The organism is Agarivorans albus (assembly GCF_019670105.1).
GTDB lineage: Bacteria > Pseudomonadota > Gammaproteobacteria > Enterobacterales > Celerinatantimonadaceae > Agarivorans > Agarivorans albus.
In genome coordinates, this window is sequence record NZ_AP023032.1 from 2944609 (window position 1) to 2967101 (window position 22493).

Annotated in this window: 19 protein-coding genes; all 19 read right to left on the reverse strand. The window is 37.9% G+C overall.

The features are described 5' to 3' along the window. Nucleotides 1–1220: 1220 nt before the first annotated feature. A complete protein-coding gene (locus tag K5620_RS13270; protein WP_215426436.1) occupies nucleotides 1221–2090 on the reverse strand; it encodes a glycosyltransferase family 2 protein in 870 nt (289 codons plus the stop codon). 44 nt (nucleotides 2091–2134) lie between these two features. Beyond that, a complete protein-coding gene (locus tag K5620_RS13275; RefSeq protein WP_016402517.1) occupies nucleotides 2135–3721 on the reverse strand; it encodes a capsular polysaccharide export protein, LipB/KpsS family in 1587 nt (528 codons plus the stop codon). Nucleotides 3722–3724: 3 nt separating this feature from the next. Then, the gene (locus K5620_RS13280) at nucleotides 3725–4348 is read right to left on the reverse strand and encodes a serine acetyltransferase (RefSeq protein ID WP_221077380.1); all 624 of its coding nucleotides are present in this window, start codon (nucleotides 4346–4348) and stop codon (nucleotides 3725–3727) included. Further along, nucleotides 4314–5450: a dTDP-4-amino-4,6-dideoxygalactose transaminase gene (rffA, locus tag K5620_RS13285; RefSeq protein ID WP_016402518.1), complete on the reverse strand. Its 1137-nt coding sequence runs from the start codon at nucleotides 5448–5450 to the stop codon at nucleotides 4314–4316. The genes K5620_RS13280 and rffA overlap by 35 nt, the downstream gene beginning before the upstream one ends. Beyond that, on the reverse strand, nucleotides 5437–6009 hold the full coding sequence (locus K5620_RS13290) for an acyltransferase (protein ID WP_221077381.1): 573 nt from the start codon (nucleotides 6007–6009) through the stop codon (nucleotides 5437–5439). The genes rffA and K5620_RS13290 overlap by 14 nt, the downstream gene beginning before the upstream one ends. 1 nt (nucleotide 6010) lies before the next feature. After that, nucleotides 6011–7114 carry a TDP-N-acetylfucosamine:lipid II N-acetylfucosaminyltransferase family protein gene (locus K5620_RS13295; protein ID WP_016402519.1) on the reverse strand — a complete coding sequence of 368 codons (1104 nt, stop codon included), beginning with the start codon at nucleotides 7112–7114 and terminating at the stop codon, nucleotides 6011–6013. Between the two features lie 155 nt (nucleotides 7115–7269). Further along, nucleotides 7270–8508: a lipopolysaccharide biosynthesis protein gene (locus K5620_RS13300; RefSeq protein ID WP_016402520.1), complete on the reverse strand. Its 1239-nt coding sequence runs from the start codon at nucleotides 8506–8508 to the stop codon at nucleotides 7270–7272. 458 nt (nucleotides 8509–8966) lie between these two features. Further along, nucleotides 8967–9713, reverse strand: a complete 747-nt coding sequence (locus tag K5620_RS13305; RefSeq protein ID WP_016402523.1) for a glycosyltransferase family 2 protein — start codon at nucleotides 9711–9713, stop codon at nucleotides 8967–8969. Nucleotides 9714–10868: 1155 nt separating this feature from the next. Next, nucleotides 10869–11564, reverse strand: coding sequence for an acylneuraminate cytidylyltransferase family protein (locus K5620_RS13315; RefSeq protein WP_016402525.1), 696 nt, complete (start codon nucleotides 11562–11564; stop codon nucleotides 10869–10871). Continuing rightward, nucleotides 11557–13026: an aminotransferase class I/II-fold pyridoxal phosphate-dependent enzyme gene (locus tag K5620_RS13320; protein WP_016402526.1), complete on the reverse strand. Its 1470-nt coding sequence runs from the start codon at nucleotides 13024–13026 to the stop codon at nucleotides 11557–11559. The genes K5620_RS13315 and K5620_RS13320 overlap by 8 nt, the downstream gene beginning before the upstream one ends. Nucleotides 13027–13028: 2 nt before the next feature. Continuing rightward, nucleotides 13029–13874, reverse strand: coding sequence for a TIM barrel protein (locus K5620_RS13325; RefSeq protein ID WP_016402527.1), 846 nt, complete (start codon nucleotides 13872–13874; stop codon nucleotides 13029–13031). Further along, nucleotides 13871–14512 carry an acetyltransferase gene (locus K5620_RS13330; protein ID WP_215426437.1) on the reverse strand — a complete coding sequence of 214 codons (642 nt, stop codon included), beginning with the start codon at nucleotides 14510–14512 and terminating at the stop codon, nucleotides 13871–13873. Before K5620_RS13330 ends, K5620_RS13325 begins: the two co-directional genes overlap by 4 nt. Beyond that, a complete protein-coding gene (locus tag K5620_RS13335; protein WP_016402529.1) occupies nucleotides 14505–15515 on the reverse strand; it encodes an N-acetylneuraminate synthase family protein in 1011 nt (336 codons plus the stop codon). Before K5620_RS13335 ends, K5620_RS13330 begins: the two co-directional genes overlap by 8 nt. 8 nt (nucleotides 15516–15523) lie before the next feature. After that, on the reverse strand, nucleotides 15524–16495 hold the full coding sequence (gene fcl / locus K5620_RS13340; protein WP_016402530.1) for a GDP-L-fucose synthase: 972 nt from the start codon (nucleotides 16493–16495) through the stop codon (nucleotides 15524–15526). 4 nt (nucleotides 16496–16499) lie between these two features. Next, on the reverse strand, nucleotides 16500–17633 hold the full coding sequence (gmd, locus tag K5620_RS13345) for a GDP-mannose 4,6-dehydratase (protein WP_016402531.1): 1134 nt from the start codon (nucleotides 17631–17633) through the stop codon (nucleotides 16500–16502). A gap of 52 nt (nucleotides 17634–17685) precedes the next feature. Continuing rightward, nucleotides 17686–19113 carry a phosphomannomutase gene (locus K5620_RS13350; RefSeq protein WP_016402532.1) on the reverse strand — a complete coding sequence of 476 codons (1428 nt, stop codon included), beginning with the start codon at nucleotides 19111–19113 and terminating at the stop codon, nucleotides 17686–17688. Nucleotides 19114–19129: 16 nt separating this feature from the next. Further along, nucleotides 19130–20530 carry a mannose-1-phosphate guanylyltransferase/mannose-6-phosphate isomerase gene (locus tag K5620_RS13355; protein ID WP_016402533.1) on the reverse strand — a complete coding sequence of 467 codons (1401 nt, stop codon included), beginning with the start codon at nucleotides 20528–20530 and terminating at the stop codon, nucleotides 19130–19132. A gap of 57 nt (nucleotides 20531–20587) precedes the next feature. Beyond that, the gene (locus tag K5620_RS13360) at nucleotides 20588–21058 is read right to left on the reverse strand and encodes a GDP-mannose mannosyl hydrolase (protein WP_016402534.1); all 471 of its coding nucleotides are present in this window, start codon (nucleotides 21056–21058) and stop codon (nucleotides 20588–20590) included. Between the two features lie 302 nt (nucleotides 21059–21360). Continuing rightward, nucleotides 21361–22482, reverse strand: a complete 1122-nt coding sequence (gene wecA, locus K5620_RS13365) for a UDP-N-acetylglucosamine--undecaprenyl-phosphate N-acetylglucosaminephosphotransferase (protein WP_016402536.1) — start codon at nucleotides 22480–22482, stop codon at nucleotides 21361–21363. Nucleotides 22483–22493 lie beyond the last annotated feature (11 nt).

Sequence of the window (22493 nt, forward strand, 5' to 3'; positions counted from 1 at the left end):
CAAAATGAAGGCCATACACGATCACTCTGGTTTAATAATAAGCGGTTCGACTTACTCCCTGTTATGAGCACTCACTCTAAAAAGGTTAGACCAATACCAAACAATAACTAACATACCATAAGAAGTTAGCAGAATAGGGTTCGATAGTGATGCTATCAAATAAGCAATCATGGTAATTGAATATGGAGCACTTAGTCTACAAAAAGGCGAAACAATCTTTAGCTTCCCACTGCTAATACGGATCGGAAATAAAATGATGAAAAACAAAAAAATGGTATTATATAGTCCGAAGTACCGTAGGAAATCAATAGCGGTTATTTCTGTATATGATGCGAGCCGGCCAAACCCTACAGTGTAGAACCTTGAAGCCAAACCACTACCAAACGATATATTATAAGGGTCAACATATTCTAGGTATGAAAGAATATGGCCTAACTTAATAGAGTTAGATTCTTCTTTAGCTGAAAACGCCGTTCCAAAGTCCAAAGTCAGAAGAATAAATAAAATAAAAAAAACAAAAAACAGAAGTAAAAAAAACCTGAAACCTCTGGATGCATAAAAATAATATAACATAAATGTTGTAGCAAAAGCAGTGAGAAATATAGCTCGAGAGCCACTCAGAAAAATAACACTCAACAATCCAAATACTACTAGCATTCTACTAGCATTAATAGCGCCATGCGAATTTATAACGACCAAACTTAATAAAACTAAAAGAACGGGCGTTGATACGAAGTGAAACATTGGCAAAACTATTACCCCAAAGTTTCTTTCACCCAAAAAACCTAGAGAATGAAAAATATAGAAATCAATTAACTCTGAGGAAAAAGGGAGGTTCAATATAAAACCAAAAAAGCCTACGCTCGCATACAAAGCAATAAAAGCTAGCAAGAATCCAGCGTATTTAAAATGAATATTCACATCAAGCCGAAAATGGACAACACTATAAAATAAAAACAACATCAAAGTTGACAAAAAAAATTGTGTCGACACATCGAAATCTACATTCCCGAGAGGGTACATGCACCAGTATATATAAAAAAACAATACGAAAATAAGAGGATTTATATAAGGAACACTTAGCCTTCCCCTATAGAGAAAACCAAGAAAAAGCAACACTAAAGACAAAGCAAAGAAAATTTTCTTTGGAAACAACGGTGGTAATATAAAAGAAAATAAAAACAAAAGAAAAAAAACAATATTCACTATAGATATATATCTTATTCGCATAAATCATGTTTCCCTGAACGGTTTAAAACACCATCCCTAACTCCACAATACATGCTTTTTAGATAGTCGATTTTTTTACCTTCAAAGTAAATCAGAACTAAATGATGTAAAAATGAAAAAATAACCTCTCGGATCATTAGCTTTCTAGGTACATGAGTAAATCTAGCTAAGATAAATGAATTTCTTAATCGGTAATAGCGCCTTTGAGGGCTGTGGACAGGTACACTATATCTACCAATTGAAATTGTATGGTCACCAATTTCATGTTCCATTACCGCTGACGTATTCACATAAACTTTAAACCCATAATGATAAGCACGCAAACACCATTCAGTATCTACGTAATCAATGAATAATTCAGAATTCATCAATCCTACTTTACTAAATACAGAGGAGTTAACTACAGTACCTGAAGATATTGCAATATTTGTATAAAAGTCCCTCCCTTTCTCAGGAGGAATTTTTTTTAAGCCTCCAGAAGGAAGACAACTCAAAATATCATAATAGAAACCATACTTAATACTCTTAAATATAGGGGCAACGATATCTTCATCTTTATCTATAACAGGTGAAATCAAGGTTTGAATAAAACCCTCTTTAATTAGACTATCTTGATCAAAAAAAACAATTGCTTGAGCTCCCTGATTTAAAGCGAGTTTAATACCCCTATTTTGAGCTTCGGCAATTCCCAGGTTAACATTGAAGGAGAGGTATTCGAAGTCACAATCACCAGTTAACTCCAGCGACTCATCACTATTGTCTACGACAACAGCTTTAACTCCAGATTTACTTAGCACCTGTATTAAATTGGACAACACATGGTTCCAATCTGGATTATAACAAACAATTACTGAGTACAAATTCAAAATTCCATCACCTACCACTTCCAGCGTAAAACTTAAACTTAGTTATTTTCGATTTGATTCAGCATCTTTAAGGTAATACCATATAAAACATTATCTTCTATTAACTCTGAGTTGTTATTATCCAAAATGTTATTTAAAACCTTATTGTAATCACTCATATTGCTCTCAATATCTTTCATCAAATAAGTAAGCATGGCATTCGGTTTAATAAATAAGTAATAAAAAACCATTTTTGCATTACTAATTTGTGCTTCATCTAATCTAGGAATATTAGTTACATTCCTGATAGTGTTTACGTAATCTTGTTTTGAGCTGGTTGTAATATCAATTCCATATCCTGAATAGCAACCTTCTCCCGCGGTAACAACAGGTATACCAAATGTAGCAAACTCTAAGCCAGGGGTACCCCGAACGGTTAATATTACATCAGCTAGATCTTTGACGGATGCAGTATTCATATCCTTAGGAACAACCTTCACATTAGTGGCACCTATATCATTCAATAGGGTTTCAACAACACCTATCTCGTTAAAGATATAAGAGGTTGGGTGTGGCTTTATCAACCAATTAACGTTGTTAATATCCTTAACAACCTTAAGTAACTCAACTAACCAAATATAATAATCATTATATAACCCTTCAGCGATATGTGGGAAATCACTAAATGCGTGAGGCATGATAAGTACATTTTTTTTACCAGGAACAAGAGACATTATTGACATCAACTCATCACGGGCATAAACTCTTTTATTCCTATATGAGCTCAACACATCAATCTGGTCAATTTCCCCTGAGAATCGCTTCGAAAAATATGATGATACTTGCTTTTCAATTTCTACATCTTTGAGTTCAAGTTTCATTTCATCAAGCGACAACTCAGGATGATGGAAGTGCTTTTTAATATTTCCAGCATTTAACCACTTTAATTCTTTTGTTGGCATCAACACCTTAACACCGAATTTTATCGCAACCCTGTATAGGACTCCATGATTTATATAGCACTTATCTGCCACGACTAAATATTTTACATTACCTTTACCTAGTAACACAGTATATAGCTGACAATTAAATATCGCATGAGTTATATATTTTAACAATATATAGTCTTTACTAGGGCTAAACTTTCCGTCTTGCATGCGTATATAAGTATCGTATACTAAATCACCAATTACTACCCCATTATAAGTAAGCTCTTCAATGTCATCGAGTGTCTTTATTTTTCTAAACAAACTCAATGCAACATACAGACTGTAAATTAAGCGGAATAAGTTAAGAAGTGAAACCCTATATAAAGCAATTACTCTTGCGATGTTATAAGATTTCACGAGTTTTACATATGGTTCTTTTACTTTGAGTGTACATGCTACCAATGCTTCAATGACCAAATCAGAGTTCAGTTCAATGGTTTTAGCAACTCTCATATTTGACTCTAATTCAAAAGGGTTTTTTTCGGATATTTCAACTAAAACAACCTGATTAGTTTTAGAAGACTTATTCAACTCACGGCTTACTGTAAGATTGGTCCAAAATTTGCCGTTATTGCTTTCGAAATGCTCAACCATCTTCCGATTAGATATATACTTCTTAATTCTAAAAATAAATCTACTAAATATTTTTTTTAACATCGCTTAATTGCCTGAAAAATAATTATGTACAACTGATACCTTAGAGCTTAGATGCCTTGCTGGAATACCCCCAACAACTTGGTCACAATCAACATCACGGACTACTACGGAATTGGCACCAATAGTCACATTGTTTCCTATGCTACAAGGGCCGATAATTTTTGCGCCTGCACCTATTAGAACATTGTTTTTGATGACTGCTAGGTCATTTTCTCCCTTGAATAAGTCATTGCCGATTGTAACTTGTTGCAATATTGTACAATTCTCACCTATAATTACATCAGGGTGCACAATAATGCTATTTGGATGTGGTAAAAAAAGGCCTTTACCTATCTGTGTACGGGGATCAATTTCAACGCAGAACTTACTTTGAATTCGATTGTAAAAAAAAAGAAAAAACTTATATATGATTTTAAAAATTACATGCTGCGTTCTAAAGTGATAAATAAAGTGGCATAAACGAAATAGGAATAGAAGTTTATATTTTCTATCAAATAGTTTAAAAAGGATTGAGCTTCTCACTTTACCAAAATTCCTAAAATGGTCTGCTCTTAAGGAGGATTTAAAATCTATGAATGATTGCATAATCAGCTTATGAGGTAAGGAAAAAATCGTTAATTTTGTCAACTATATAGTCTATTTCGTTAGTGTCCAAACCAAAGTACATTGGTAATCTAATCAGTTTCTCACTTTCTTCTGTTGTATACAGGTCTTTTCCACTCAACCTTCCAAAGTCTCCACCTGCAACAGAAGAGTGTAGAGGAATATAATGAAAAACAGCCATAATATCATTCAGTTTTAGGTGCTCGATTAGCTTAGTTCTTGTATCAATATCAATTACTTTAAGATAAAACATATGGCCATTATGTACACAATTTTTAGGTATACTAGGTAACTCTACTTTTTTCCTATCAGCTAGCATATTTAGTTTTTTATTGTAAGACTTCCATGATGCCAGGCGATTAACATTAATTTTGTCAGCTTTTTCTAATTGACCATACAAATAAGCAGCTTGAATATCCGATGGTAAATAACTACTGCCTAAATCAACCCAAGAATACTTATCAACCATACCTCTAAAGAATTGAGTTCTATTTGTTCCCTTTTCTCTAATTATTTCAGCCCTTTTGACAAAAACTTCATCATTTATAATAAGTAAACCGCCCTCACCTCCACTTGTGTAGTTCTTAGTTTCGTGAAAGCTATATACACCTATATGCCCTATAGTACCTAATGGTTTATCTTTATAAGTTGACATCATTCCTTGGGCAGCATCTTCAATTACATATAATCCGTGGTGATTAGCAATGTCCATAATAGTATCCATTTCACAGGCTACCCCTGCATAATGGACAGGTACGATAGCTTTTGTCTTGTTTGTAATAGCCTGTTCAATCAATGTTTCATTCATGTTCATTGTATCAGGACGCACATCTACAAAAACTATTTTTGCACCACGCAATACGAAAGCATTCGCAGTGCTGACAAAGGTATAACTTGGCATGATAACTTCATCGCCAGGTTGTATATCAATTAGAATCGCTGCCATTTCAAGAGCTTGAGTGCAGTTTGGAGTTAATAGCGACTTAGCACAACCCAATTTTTTTTCAAACCAAAGGTGACATAACTGTGTATATTTTCCATCACCAGAAATTTTATCACTACACATAGAATCAAGCACATGTCTCTCTTCATTGCCAGTATACGGTGGTTTGTTAAATGGAATCATTACTATTCTCTTTTAAAAATTCATGTTGTAATTTTAATAGGTTTTTTTTACGTTCTTTTATACGAACAGCGGGACAGCCTAAATAAATCCCCCATGGCGTTGTTGACTTACGAAGTAATGTCATAGCGCCTAAAGAACACCCTTCCGCTACAACAACTCCTGGAAAAATAACTGAATTAGTACCAACAATAACATTTTTTTCTAAAAGAACGGGGGAAAAAATTTCAGATTTATATTTACTATCTACAAGAGAATTAACCATGGTTAGACCAGAATAGTCATCTGATTGCGAAAATATTTTTACTCCATAAGCTAAAGTGCAAAAATCAGACAGTGTCACTCCCAATTTACCTCCTGCAATCAGGCACATTGGTGTAATATGAACATATTTGCCTATATTAATTTTACCTGATAAAATACAAAAATCGTCTACTCTCGATTCATTTCCGATACTGATCATATCAGCATCATAAATACACGCTTTATCACTAATTTTTACGTTTTCACCTAAAAATTTAAAACCCATTTTTTTCAGTTGCGCATTAGTTAGATATGACATGTTAAAAACCCTCGAATAAATCTCTTAATTGTTGGTGATATTTTTCCTTAGAAAAGTTACTTTTAATCATCTCTATATTAGCTTGTTGATCACATGAATTGATAGTGCTAATGGATAATTCATTTACATCGAAGACTTTAACACCTATATCTTTAAAAAGTTCCCAACTTGTGACATCACTTCTTAAATACACCTTTTTACCTAAGCCCAGGAGGGAAATAGTATTCCCCATAGCCTGTTGTCTTTTATGTGCAAATATTGCTATATCGATTTTCCCCAAAAAACCTAAATATTCTTCAAAACTCATAAAATCAATTACTGGAATAAATTTGTGGCCAAATAGGTCTTCCCCACGTTTAATTACTTTCTGAGCCCACCCTGGAGACCAAGGCTTTTCTCCGTAGGATAAGATGCAATATATTTCAATATTTTCATCTTTAAATTTTTCTAGCTTATTAAAGATTTCAAAATGATTATTTGCAGAATCTGCCGAATTACCAACTTGAATACGTACGATACCATCATTTAACTTATTTAACTCTACTTCGTTAAATGTATTACTTTCATACATTAAGGCCTCAAAAAACTCTCCTTTGGAACCATAAAGTTCTTGCGCAAGTTTGTAATCACCAGGTAAGTAAGAAACATACCCGGAGAAACGTCCTTTAACCTTTTTAGTAATTCTGTACCAAAGAGTTCGACTTTGAGCTTTTGTCGGTATATCTAGGTCTCCCCCTCCCCACATCTGCCAATAAACTTTATTCGAAAAAGATTTGAAAACATAAAGAAAAATGATAACTTTCTTGTCAAAAAGACCATGTAAGTAAATCTTTTTAGCCTTGTTAAAATACCATAACAATAAGACCATAGAGCTTGGCACTTTATAAACCAACATCAGCTTTCTGAGAAAACTGTTCTTACAATCAAATGGCTTTGCTATTTTTACATTTTTATAAGCAGCCATTTCAACTGAACTTTCTTTGTTAGAGTTTAGTACTAAAAAAAAATGTTCTTCGGCATCAAAGTTAGAATTGACATATTGAATGAAAGGCTTTATGAATTTCATTTCATTGCCAACTATATGCAAATGTTTCAGGTTTCGCATTTTTTCTCTTTCATTTAGTTTTATTATTTATCAGGTGAGATCCCAACGATTCTAATCATAATCACTTAAAAGTTATAACTTCTTCAACATTCTTTATATTTAACAATTCAAGTATATTTAAAAACCTTTTTTAATCAACGTTATATATTTAGCAATTAGGTTCCTATGACTCTTAGCTTTCTGCTAAAGAAACGATTACACAAAAAACCAGCAAAGGATCCTAGTAGGATTGCATATGCGGAAGCTTCAGCCCCGTATATTGGCACAAAAATAATTGATGAACCAACAACAACCAACGCACTAAAACTGGTCATATATAAACTCCACCTTGTTTTTTTAAAATAGAAAAACAAACTAGCCTCAACACTCCGTATATTATAAATAAAGGCGCTCAGAATCAAAATTCTCAGTAGGCTTTGACTTTCTAAAAAATCAGGCGGCGCAAAAAAAAGAATTATATTTTCAGAGAAAAAAATAAAAATAAATACAAGCATGGACATAACCAACTTATAGTACCAAGCAAGTTTTTTTGAAACATTAAAAACATCAATCTTGTCCAGTTTATATAAAGCTGGTTGTACTGCCTTTCCAGCCGACCCTGCTATAACAGTGACAATAGTTGATAACTGCAACGCAAATGTAAACATCGCCAACTGACGTTTATCAACAATGCCTTGGAGCAACAAAATATTAAATTTATTCAAACAGTAATACATAATATAAGCTATAAAAACGGGGGTTGCAAAAATAAAAGTTTCTTTAACTGTTTTTCCGATATCAACAAAACTAAAGCTATAGGGTATCCCATACCAAGACACACACCACATGATTATTGTACTAACCATAAGGGCATAAACAACTGCCTCTAACCCATCAAACTCGAAAAAACGAAATATAATTATAAACAAAACATATAATATTATCGATATCAATTGAAATAAGACAAAAGACTTAGGCCGCTCTAAAATCCTTAGATAAGCTGAATACATAGCATTTAAAAAGCCACATATAGAAATAATTATTGCACAGTAAAAAAGCTTTTCATTATCAATCGAGCTAATAATCTCCATTAACAAAAAGCTCTTCATAAGAAGCAGTGCAATCACTACAACAATGGTCAAACTAGCTTGCAATAATAACAATTGCCCAATGTATATTTTTTTTCTTTCATCAGAGCCTTGCAAAAAATAAAATCTTGAAAACGTAGATACAATTCCAAACTGAATAACGAATGTTAATAACACAATAAGCGAGTTGACTACACCATATTCAGCATACTCATCAACTGACATTATTCTTGTGTAATACGGCAACAGAAGGATCCCACTTATTGCGACAACTAAAAAGTCACCTATAGTGTATACCACGGTATTTTTAAGAATTTTCTTTATCAATTTAACCCTTTCTTACTTAGAAATGCTATTAGCAAAATCCACACGTGTTTTAACGCCAATAAATAGCCAGCAAACACCACCAAAAACAAACCAGAAACAAACCAAAAGACAGCCAATCAGGAGCAGTTTAGCAATACCCCAACCATCGATATGCTAAAGCTTAGTAAGGTAATACATATAAGAGTCTGCTTAGAAGTAAAGGCAGCGCGCATAAATATTTGATGTAAATGGTCACTGTCTGATTTTAAGGGCGATTGTCCTTTCCGCTTAAAGCGAATCGTTACACCAGCCATATCCACAAGTGGAACAGCGATTACCCATAAGGCTGTAACGGGTTTAAAAGCTAGAGCCTCACCTTGTGAGCCTATTGCCAGCAACTTCAATTTCCATAAATATTCCAAAGTTAAAAATTGGATACCTTGATTACTTGGCTTAGATGGCATTTTGTTTACTTAACACTAATCAGTGAAAAACTGTGGGATCTTTGACAAGTTTTTACCTACAAGTGCTTTTACACATCCTAGGTTATTTTTTTTAAGGGCCATGTAATCCTCTTTTGTTTTAAGAAGCAAATTTTTGATGCTTTGATTGCTGGCTCCTCCTACCCTCATTAATGTAACAACCTCTGGTAGATAGGCCATTTTAACTTTGTGTACCCATAAATACCGCAATATAGAGTCGTAATCTGCCGCTATCTTAAAATTCAAATCAAAGCTTCCGTATTCACGGTATAACCGAGTTTTCATAAAGAACGTCGGGTGAGGCGGCATCCAACCTGTCTTTAACTTACTAATGTCAAACTCGCCACTTTTCCAAAAACGAACAGTTTTAGTCACATCATGCTTTGCGACATAGTGAAGATCTGCATAAACGGCATCGGCCTTGGAAGTATAGAATAAATCGACTAGCTTTCTTATTGCATCATCACTAGCAAAAACATCGTCAGAATGCAAAAAGCCAACCGCATCACCGGTAGCTAATGCTAAACCCTTATTTAAAGCGTCGTAGATACCTGCGTCAGGCTCGCTAACAATTTGGCTTAAACGGCTAGCATTTTGATTTACAATACTTACTGTATTATCGCTTGAAGCACCATCAATCACTATATATTCAATTTCTGAATAAGTTTGCGATTCTAAAGATTTAATGCTTTCCAGAATAGTACTTTCGCTATTAAACGTGGCAGTAATTATACTTATTTTCATTTTTTGTAATTCTACTTAGTATTATCATTATTACAATTACAAGAGCTACCTAAAAAGACAACTCCGGGAGCAGGTTGACCTATGTTCAAAAAATCTAATACGCGGGAAACTTCTTAGCATAGGCTTCCTAGGTATAGTTATCTCTTACGAGTATATTTCCGTTTGTAATCATAACACTCAACTCTTCAGGGTGATTATTCATCATATTGTCTAAAACAACATTCAAGTTTTTATCTGACAGTTTAAGTCTAAGTCCCGCATGCTCTCACCCTGCTTGTAAAGGTGACTTGCTTTGTTTATCAGACCCGAGCATAAGGTATACCTATCCTAATTGGTAATATTATTTAGGCATTGACCTAAAGAGCAGGCCTACCTAGTCTAGACACTTTGTTTAACGCGCAGGCACTGGCCATAACTTCTCCCACTTGAGCATTGTAATTACGCAAGTTAAACTCAAACCAGTAGCTTGTATCGGCACATCGCCGTGTCTGCTTATTAGCGTTCTTGGTAACGAGCCTCCTCTTTTCAGTTTTTAGTGTGTTAACACGTGGTTTCGAGGATGCCTTTCCTCCCAATATCCTACATTCCTCAATGGTTGGATAGTTGAGGCAATGCCTTTACGCTTAAGCACCTTGTAGCAGTTCCTCGTATCATTAGCTCTATCAGTTGAGACTCAAAAGTCTGGTGCGTCAATCTATATGTGTCTCCCAGAGCGACTGCTAAATGGGCGACAAGCTACCTTAAGCGTCTATGCTCGTTGGCTAATACAACCATAGCCAGGAGATTGAAGGCCCAACACCCATGAATTGGAGGATGGAGTTGATGAAGCCCTCCAAGACTCGAAGCGGGAGAGTAAATCAATGCCAGTAATGATGACGGTATCACTATAGGTGTTACTGCGCCCACGGCGTCCTGTGGATGTTTGATTATACCATTGCGTCCTAGTCATAGCTGGCTCATCAATCCAGAAAGTGATAGAGCCAAGCTGGTTAAGATCTTGTTGTATTGTTTCCACTTAACGATGTTGCTGTTTGCTTTGCCGATAATGTGACCTGATTATTTCGGTTTAATGACAAGAACCCAAAGAAGCTGAAGGTTCAATATTATTTAGATAACAACACCAAGGTGACTCACAATAGCTAAATATTTAGGCACCTATTTACGACTCTCGAGCTTAAAACTTGCAAAAAGGAAATCATCAACATCATCAATATCAATCGACTTACTATTTTCCATAACAAACGCACTAATAGCGTCCGAGTAAACCCTTCCTAAGTTCTTCTTAAGGTAACTCACTCTGTAGGCATATATTGCTCCATTTAGGCGATAATACTGCGGTAAATCTTGGCTGCGCTTGCTTGCTATATCTTTAGGAATAAAGCCACCCATTAATTGACTGGCGGGCAAGGTGTTGCACCACATAGGGCTATGTTCACATTCGCAAACACTCACCACTCCTTTTACATCACCTTCAATTAATTGTAGAGCTTCGCTAATATCGTTATTGTCCCGCAATGGTGACGTTGGTTGTAACAACACTAAAATATCGTCTGAATCTAGGTCAAGTTCATCGATAGCGTGTAGCAACACATCATCGGTAGAAGCACTATCACTCGCAAGTTTAGCAGGTCGCTCAAAGGGCACCGAAGCGCCATTTGATAAAGCTACATCTCTAATGATGTCAGAGTCAGAACTTACAACAACATTATCTATTTCATCGCAGCCTAATGCAGCCTCGATGGTCCAAGCAATAAGGGGTTTACCAGCCAAATCTAGAATATTTTTACCGGGTAAGCGCTTACTACCGGCTCTGGCAGGTATTAATGCTACAATCTTAGTTTTATTAGGCATTACTTTTTACCATTCCCTTAAAACTATTAAACCCAGCAATGCAATTGATAACTTCCTCCGAAATTAATTTAACTTCTTTTTCAGACAAATATACCGAAGTGGGCAAACTTATACCCCTCTTTGAAATTGCTTTAGCATTTCCAACCAATAATGATTGATAGTCTTTAAATGGGGGCATATCTGACATGGGATAAAATATCGGCCTAGAATCAATTCCTAGCTTTGCCAATTTTGAAATTAAGTTATCTCTTTCTATCAAACAAGTTGATTTTAGTACCGCGGTGAAAAGCCACAGGCTAGATTGATAATTTTCGGGTAGCTGTTGAGTAGAAAAGTAACCTGAGCTAAGCAAGTACTTTTCATACCATGAAAATATATTGCTCCGCTTTTCCCTAAACGTCTCTAACTGCTCAAACTGCGCACAACCAATAGCAGCCTGTAAATTAGTTAGACGATAATTGTAGCCTACCACGTCATGCCAATATCGTTTGCCTGGAGTCATTCCATGGTCGCGCAATACTTTGGCCTTTTCATAGGCGCTAGCACTTTTAAAAATAACAGCTCCGCCTTCTCCGCAAGTGATTACTTTATTACCGAAAAAAGAAAAAGTGCCTACATCCCCAAATGTACCTACATGCTGACCGTTAATTGAAGAACCTAAAGCCTCTGCGCAATCTTCAACTACTAGTAGTTCATGTTTTTTAGCCAGTGTTATTATATCTGGCATATTACACGGAATCCCATAGATATGGACCGGCATAATAGCCTTAGTTTTATTACTAAGAGCCTTAATTAGTAGCTCTATTGACATATTCCATGTATTAGGTTCTACATCTACAATAACTGGCTTGGCTCCAGCTAAAACAACGGCATTCAAAGTGGCGCCAAATGTTATATCGGGTACAATCACCTCATCGCCAGGGCCTATCCCTAAGCTAACTAGTGCTAAATGTAATGCTACAGTCCCGTTACTTACAGCAAGTGCGTACTTGGCTCTTGTATACTCCATAATAGTTTGCTCAAATTGCTGAACATACTTTCCTTGAGACGAAACCCAATTAGTTTTAATACAATCAGTAACATATTCTAACTCATTACCGCCTAACAAAGGCTCTAAAACAGGCGTTCTATGTAAGCGATAATATGATGAAAAATCAACAAGCTTTCCTTCATCATCCAATAAAGGTATTACTTTAATTTTTTCATTTAGGGTTTGTTGAATTTCTTCTACTGATGCTGAGTGATGCAAATAAACATAATTTTTATTAAATATTTCAGTAATAGAGCCAGTAATGTCACATCCAGAGATAATCGATCTTCTGACATCACCATCAGTGAGAATACCTAATAGTTTCTGCTGCTCAACAACAAATAGTAAGCCTTGCGCATTATCATCTATCTTTATTAATGCATTTTTCAAACTTTCGGTATGTTCAATGCATAAGTCTTGTAGTTGTACCATATTTACCTCAATACTCCAGATAGCAATCTATATTGACTTTCTAACACTGCTACATCACTTGTATAAACCTCAAGAGAGTAATACTCCAAGTCTTTACGTATATGTTGAACAAACCAAGATCGCTCTGTGAAAACCTCATTGCTGTCTTCTAAGCCGTTGTTGTCACTAATATGGTAGGCTTTTGTAATTTTATTAAATCTATCTAAATAGTTAATAGGATCGAAGCCAAGAGTATTAGCTGATACTTTAAGGTGAGCAACGTCAATCAACAAACCAACATTATTTGGTACGCAGTCAAAAACCATTTCCGTTTCTTCACTATCAACCATTAGCAGTGGATTAGTATTAAATTGACTATAGTTTGCTTGTGAAAGAACATTATTTTCAATCAACAGCTCTACACCTCTGCTCTCAGCGTAATTAGCTAAGAAAACGACATTAGACACGAAGTTATCAAGTCCTGTAGCACGCTCAATTAAGCGCCTTTTATTAATCGAACGACCTAACTCTGAAGCGGCCGGATCTAATAAATAACCTGCGTGAAAACTATAATATTTACTACCATACTCAGCGGTTAAATCTATCGCTTGTTTGGCATGAGATAAGCTTTTACTTATTATGGCTTTATCACAACTTGCCAAATTGAAAACAAATGGTTCTTTGGGTACAGGGAAATAGTTATGCAAAGCAATACTGAAATTTTTTGAAACTTCAGACAAATCATCATTTAGCGATGATGAGTAGCGTCCAGCTGATAGCTCTAAACCTCTAATTGTGCCATTATTTAGTAATTTAGAAGTTTCAAGAAAAGTTTTTTCGTGAAAACCTCCCGTGGACATATATATCATTGCCTATACTCCTTTGCGGGAACACCTATTAGAGAGGAGCCTATTTTACTTGTAGACTTTATTACTACTGCGCCTGCACCAACTGTGATGGATTCTGAAATGGTTATGCTTGGGATAACTGTAGAGGATGCTCCCAAAAAAACTAAACTAGATATAATTCCGCCTCCACACAACACACTACGCGGGGCCAAATGACTATGATCTTTTATGACACAATCATGTTCAATGATCACACCGCTATTTACAATATTGTTATTTCCCAATATTGAATTAGCATTAATAATTGCGTTGTGGAAAACAATATTCCCCCCCCCCATTTCAACTGTTCTATCAACTACTGCATATTTGGATATAGCGTTTGGCAAGGAAAACCCTGCAAACACTAACTGGTCAAAAACTAGCTTTCGAGTAATGTTATCTCCGATGGCAACAAAACAGGCAAAATGCTTATACTTAGCCTGATTTTTAAGAACAATTTCAAGAGTTGAAATGACTTTATAACCACTTTTCTCTTCTTCAGGATCAAAGACTTTACTAGTATCGACCAAGCCTACAATTTCATAATCAACTGACTCTAGAACAGAGATCACTGACGATGCATGGGAACCACAGCCAACCACAAGGCATTGCTTAGCCAAGCTTATAATCTCCAATTCTAAGCATTTCTCCTTCACTAATATCTTTAGTCGCTGTAGCGCCTAGGATCGTATCCAATTCCTTTTCGTACAAACCTGTGCCAGGTCGCTTTAATACAAACATATCAGCTGTAAGCTTCTCGTCCTGTTTAATAAAACAACGAGAAAATAAGCTTTTGCGCGAAATTTTTCGCATTTGCATCTCTTCTGTTTGAACTGTTTTTATAGGGCTACCTAGGGCAACTTCCGTTGTACGAATAGCCTCAACCAACTCTTTAAATTCTTCAGGGTCACTTGACGCTTTATGATCTGGTCCAGCCATACTTTTATCTAATGTAAAGTGCTTTTCAACAATAGTGGCTCCAAGCGTAGTGGCTATAACTGCCGGCAAAAAGCCGACTGCGTGATCAGAGTAACCGACATCACAATAGAACGCATTTTTTAGTGTTGAAATAACGTTCAAGTTTAAACTTTGAATAGCGCAAGGGTAATTTGAAACACAATGTAATAAAGATAACTTACAATCTGCTTGTTGATATATTTTAACTACTCGTTCAATTTCGCCTAAGGTTGCCATTCCCGTTGACACAATCGCCAACTCAGCATTTTTAGCGATATATTCATGAAGAGATAAATCAACAATATCTGCGGAAGCCGTTTTAAATATGGTCACGCCTATAGATACTAAGAACTCTGCACTTTCGATATCGTAAGGTGTTGAAATGAAATCAATGCCTAATTGATTGCAATATTCAAATACAGGGATGTGATCAGTATAAGAAAACTCTAGCGCTTTAATCATCGCATAATGACTTTCATCACTAGCTGTTGTTGACTCTTGGTATTCGACTTTTGGTGTACCAGCACTTACTAATTTTTCAGCTGTAAATGTTTGAAACTTCACCGCATCGGCACCGGAAGCTTTAGCTGCATCTATCATTTTCTTCGCTAGTGCCACTGACCCCGCGTGGTTAACACCAATTTCTGCGATTACATAACAACTCATAAATGCCCCTACTTAACCCTAATGTGACCGTTGTGTTCAATAAACCAGTTGTATGTTTTTCTTAAGCCTTGATCGAGCTCTACCATATATTCCCACCCTAAAACCTTAAGTCTACCTACATCCATCAACTTCCTCGGTGCACCGTCTGGTCTACTTACGTCAAAGTTGATACTACCTTCAAACCCAACCACACTCGCTACTGTTTCTACTAATTCACGAATAGTGTAATCGACACCGCTCCCCACATTGATATGACTTAACATAGGCTGTGTATTATCCTTATACACTTGGTTGGATAAGTTCATAACATGAATTGAAGCATTCGCCATATCGTCTACGTATAAAAACTCGCGCATTGGCTTGCCGCTTCCCCAAGCCACTACTTCTTTATCTCCGTTCAACTTTGCTTCATGAAAACGTCTAATTAGCGCAGGAATAACGTGGCTATTTTCAGGATGAAAGTTATCATTAGGCCCATACAAATTCGTCGGCATGACACTACGATAATCGCGACTATATTGGCGGTTGTAGCTTTCACATAACTTGATGCCAGCAATTTTTGCTACTGCGTAAGGCTCGTTGGTTGGCTCTAACTCACCTGTTAACAAAGCAGACTCGGCCATAGGCTGTGTCGCTAATTTAGGGTAGATACAAGATGAACCCAAAAATAGTAGTTTTTGCACATTCGCTAGATGCGCGGCATGAATCACATTACATTGAACCATTAAGTTTTCATAAATAAAGTCTGCAGGGTAGGTGTTGTTTGCCACAATGCCCCCAACTTTTGCCGCAGCTAAGTATACTTGATCAATATTCTCAGTTTTGAAAAAATCGAACACAGCTTGCTGGTTAGTTAAGTCGAGCTCATCACGAGTGCGAGTAATTATATTGCCATAACCACTTGCCTCTAATTGCCGCACTATGGCCGAGCCCACCATACCACGATGCCCAGCAACAAAAATTCTACTATTAAGCTCCATCTAACTACCCTTGGTTTTCTACAGCAATAGCTACATTATGTCCGTGAGCCTTTAACAAAGCGTGTTGCTTTGCTTTACTCAAATCGTGCTGCACCATCTCTGCACACATTTCTTCTACTGTGATTTGTGGCTCCCAGCCCAACTTAGCTTTTGCTTTACTTGGATCACCTAAAAGCGTTTCCACTTCTGCAGGACGGAAGTAACGTGGATCTACCTTAACGATTATATCACCAACTTTGAGCGCTGGTGCATTGTCACCAGTGATAGCAGTTACAGTGGCTATTTCATCAACCCCTTCACCAGAAAACTCAAGCTCTATGCCCGCTTCTCTAGCAGACAGTTTAACGAACTCTCGTACGCTAATTTGCTTGCCGGTGGCAATTACAAAGTCATCTGCTTGCTCTTGTTGTAACATCATCCACTGCATACACACATAGTCTTTTGCGTGTCCCCAATCGCGCAGTGCATCCATATTACCTAGGTATAAGCAAGGCTCTAACCCTTGCGAAATATTTGCAATAGCGCGCGTAATTTTACGGGTTACAAAGGTTTCGCCACGGCGCGGCGATTCGTGATTAAACAAAATACCATTACAGGCATACATGCCGTATGACTCACGATAGTTCACTACAATCCAATATGCGTACATTTTGGCAACTGCGTAAGGTGAGCGCGGGTGAAATGGTGTGGTTTCTTTTTGTGGGATTTCCTGCACTTCACCGTAAAGCTCTGAGGTAGATGCTTGATAAAACTTAGTTTTCGTTTCTAAGCCTAAAAAGCGAATAGCTTCTAACAAACGTAAAGTTCCCATGGCATCGACATCTGCGGTGTACTCTGGGCACTCAAAAGAAACCGCAACATGAGATTGAGCCGCAAGGTTATAAACTTCGTCTGGCTGTATGTCTTTAATAATACGGGTTAAGTTAGATGAATCGGTTAAATCACCGTAGTGCAAAAAGAACTTGGGGTTTGATTCATGCACATCTTGGTAAATGTGGTCTACTCGGTCAGTATTTAATGATGAAGCACGGCGTTTAATACCATGTACCTCATACCCTTTTTCTAATAGTAACTCCGCAAGATAAGAGCCATCTTGGCCCGTCACACCGGTAATTAAAGCCACTTTATTTTTTGACATTACTGTATTCCAATTCTTTATTTCAACTTTATTAAACGTTCAAATACTAGGTTTAAAGTGACCTAATATTCGTTAAACTTTTTTCAACGCTTGCTATTGCCTGCTCGACCGTCTCGGCTTCTGCATAACAGCGCAATTCTGGCGCATTGCCAGATGGTCGTAAGTGCACAAACTGTTGATTGTCCAACTCAACTCTCAAGCCATCAGTGGTGTTCACAGATATAATAGCCAAATCGCCAAAACCTAAGCTTTGCATTAACCAATGTGGGTCTTTAGTACCATCAGCAACGATTTGTTGGCTTTTTTCCGTGGCAAAATTTTGGATCCGGTCACTGTCAGTAAAGCGCTGTGGTAATTCTTCGACTAAGGTACTAATGTTTGCGCGCTGTGCAGCCACTAACAACATAAGTGCTGGTAACACCGCATCTCTCGTTGGTAAAGCTTTTAACAGCTTACCGTTCACCTGAATATCGCTACCAAGCAAAAAGCCGCCATTGGCTTCAAAGCCAGCTACTGATGAGTACTCATTGTTCAACGCCGCGAACTCTGCAATCACATAAGGAGAGCCAATTTTAGTGCGTTTTACAAATTCAAATTTATTACTTAGCTCAATCGCGGTATTACAACTAACCGGAATAGCCAAAGCACTCACATTGAGCGCATCAGCACAAAGCAGGCCTAAGATATCACCACGTAACCACTCGCCGTTTTCATCTGATACAAGCGGTCTATCACCATCACCATCGGTAGAAAACACCACGTCAAGATTATACAGCTTTGCCCAAGCTCTAGCTTTACGCTTATCCTCTTGTGATACTGCTTCGGTATCAATAGGTACAAAGCTATCACTGCGCTCGATTGCCACAACTTCAGCACCTAAGGCTTCAAAAATCCGGTAATACAAGTCTCTACCCGCACTAGAGTGCTCATAAATACCAATACGCTTACCGCTTAAAAAAGGGTGTTCAAACAGCGAGGTATAACGGGTGACGTATTCTTCTACAGCGCGGTTATTTATTTCAAGTGCAGGCAGACTTTCAAGCGCTTTAAACCCAACGCTTGCGTTAATAATGGCCTGTTCATCATTTTTGGAGATTTCGCCGTCAGGGCGATAAAACTTAAGGCCATTTCTATCAAAAGGAATATGGCTGCCGGTAACCATAATTGCCGGCATCTGTTCCTCTTGGGCTAAATAAGCCAAGGCAGGCGTAGGCACGACCCCGTAGTAAACAACCTGTAAACCTTGCTGTTGAAGTGCTGCGACGCAGGCTTGCGCCATTGCATAACTACTAGGACGATTATCAATCGCTATTGCAACGGTATCGAAAGTAAAATTAACGCACATACTTTCTATAAAGGCATGACTGAAGGCCGCACATACATCCGGCGTAAACTGGGTCACCAAACCTCTGGCGCCACTGGTACCAAACGCTACACCGCTGTCTTTAATGACTTTACTCGTAGTTAGATTAATTACCATTGGTGTGTTCGTCTCCTTATACTCGGCCGTATTTATCTTCAAAGCGAACAATATCGTCTTCGCCAAGGTAACTACCGGTTTGCACTTCAATCATTTCTAGTGGGATTTTTCCGGGGTTTTCTAGGGCATGTACTGTACCTAACGGAATATAAATGGACTCATTTTCAGTCACCAATTGTGTTTCTTCGCCTCGCAACACACTGGCTGTACCAGATACAACAATCCAATGCTCGGCACGATGATAATGCTTTTGAATCGACAGCTTGCCACCGGGCTTCACTGTGATCCGTTTTACCTGATCGCGAGCACCAGTACCTATAGAGTCATATTTCCCCCAGGGGCGATACACTTCACGGTGATTTTCATATTCGCCGCGTTTATCCGCTTTAAGTTGTTCAACGATTTTTTTTACGTCTTGTACGCGACCCTTATCAGCAACCAGCAAAGCGTCTTTGGTATCAATGACCACAACGTCATCAAGGCCAACCGCAGCGATTAGGCGCTCTCCGCCATGCACCAAGCAATTACTTGTATCGTGGAGCATGTTGTCGCCAATACTAACATTGCCCTTTTCGTCTTTAGCGTTCACTTCCCATAAAGACGACCATGAGCCAATATCGTTCCAACCGGCATCAAGTGGCACTACTACGGCGTCTTTGGTGTGTTCCATTACCGCATAATCAATGGACTCGTCGGGACACTGCGCAAAAACCTGAGCATCCAAACGAATAAAATCTTGATCCTTAGTGGTGTTGGCCATAGCTTTGGTGCAAACCTGTGCGATGTCACCCCTACACCGAGTCAACTCTTCTAAGTAGCGGCTGGCCTTGAATAAAAACATACCACTGTTCCAGTAGAATTTACCACTATTTACATATCCAGCGGCTGTGTCTGCATCAGGCTTTTCAACAAACTGCTCTACTACATAACCATTACCATCAGCCATGGAATCACCTCGTTGAATATAGCCATAACCGGTGTGAGCTTTATTTGGCACAATGCCAAAAGTCACTAACTTACCAGCTTGCGCTAAGGGGATAGCGTTGTTTAATGCTTCTCGAAAAACGCCAGCATCTTGAATAACATGATCGGCAGCCAACACTAATAGTAATGGATCATCATCCTTCGCTGCCTCTGCAGCAATAGCTACTGCAGGAGCTGTATTTCGACCAACTGGTTCAAGAATAATTGATGCTGATTTGTCTATGGTACGCAACTGTTCTGCGACTACAAAACGGTGCTCTTCATTACAAATAACCATTGGCGAGTTTGTCGCAACGCCCTCTAAACGATTAATGGTTTCTTGTAACATGGTATTCAGCGATGTTAACGCAAGAAACTGCTTGGGGTACAAAGAGCGACTTAACGGCCATAAACGCGACCCTGTGCCGCCAGCCATAATCACAGGAGTAATCATTAGAATACCAACCTCAAAATATGAGTATTTAAAAAGTAAAAAATAAACACAGGCATCCTAAATAAACTTTGCGTCTGCCTGTTTCCAGTCTAGAAAATACCATTTGCTATGTTCGTGAACGTCGGGGTTAAGAAGTAACTCCTTCTCAGCAACCCATTGATATTCGCAATGCTGTTCTTCTGGAAGCGCGAGCAGCTCTTGCTCAACATCTAACTCGTATGCTAGCACCACGTAATGAGTCGTAAAATCCTCAGCAGAAAAGTTGTCATCGTAGAAGTGCTGATAAATACCTTTAAATTGTGCAGAGTTGATCTCTAGCCCTAATTCTTGGTTTACCAACCTAGCAAAAGCGACATTAAATACCTCGTCTTTTAAAATTCGACCACCAGGTACAAACCAGTAGCCCTTAGCTGGACGATTGTTGCGTTTGCCTAACAATATTTGACCGCTAGTGTTACGCACAATAAAATCAATCGAAACCAAAGGTGTCGATTGTATAACGGTTTGAAAAGTTTCTAATTCAAGCATCGCTGCACTGTTTTCTTACATTATTTGCTAAGTAGGTTAGGTGATTTAACGCCTAAACTCACTGGATTGTTTTAAGAAAAATAACTTCCACATACCTTTGCATAAACACTTTGGTAATGAATAAGCGAAGCAACAAGCACTAGCGCACTGCTTACTTTGGGTTCAATTTCTCTGCTCTTTTGACTCAGCATTTTTGTAACGCTGAGACACTATTTATTCATTTTGAGATAGTCAGTTTTCGCTATCTTATTGTAGTCATTTGATTTACGGTATCTTTGTAAACCCGTCCCCATTGGCTCTTTCTAAGCACTTTTTTGCTTAGCTCTAGAAAGCTTTATTTGATTGACCCTTCGCATACGCCTAAATGCAGTCACCCGTCGGAATGCTTTTAGCAAACGCCAAACGTGCTTTAAAGCCATTAAGTAACATGCAAAAACCACCAAAAACAAAGCAAAAGAAAACCAATCAGGAGCATTAAAACAATTTAGAAGCACACCTACCATAGAGATACTAAAGCTAAGTAATGTAATGCAAATAAGTGTTTGCCGAGAGGTAAACCCTGCACGCATAAAAATATGATGTAGGTGGTCTCTATCAGGCTTAAAAGGAGATTGTCCTTTACGCTTACGGCGAATCATAACACCTGCCATATCCATAAGTGGGATAGCAATTACCCATAATGCAGTAACGGGTTTAAAGGCTGGTGCTTCACCTTGAGAGCCAATCGCCAACAACCAAACTACACTAAGCCCCACAAACATTGAGCCTGCGTCTCCCATAAAAATTTTACTTCTTTTGGGATTATCAGCTCTAGCGAGATTAAATATAAGGTAGGGGATTAGGGCTACCACAAGGCAAAGAGCTATCCATGACTCCAGCACAAAGCCTTCTAGTATGAACAGCAATGATAAAGACAACATACTGGTAAAGGTAACCCCGCCAACAAGGCCATCTATACCGTCTACCATGTTGTAGGCATTAATGGCGCCCATAATGGCCAAGTAGGTAAAGGGAACGGCTGCCCAGCCTAGGTGAATATCGCCCATTACCAATAAGTTACCTAAGTTTTCTATACGGTCTCCGCTTGCAAACATCATTACGCTGGCCGCGACTATTTGGCAGAACATGCGCAAAGAAACACTAAGGTCATATTTGTCGTCTAGCATGCCTACTAACAATATGCCACCAGAGGCTAATAAAAAGTACTTAAACGAAATGTCATAACCTTGGGCTATAACCAATAAAGACAATACAAAGCCTATGTAAACGGCTAGCCCACCAATTAGCGGTATTGCGCCTACATGCAGCTTTCGCTCGTTGGGTTTGTCTACTAATTCGTGCTTAATCGCAATTGGCTTTAGTACTTTAATCGCGCTGTAGGTACCTAAAAAAGCAACCATTAAAGACAAGATGAAGGTACTCATAAAGCGCAGCC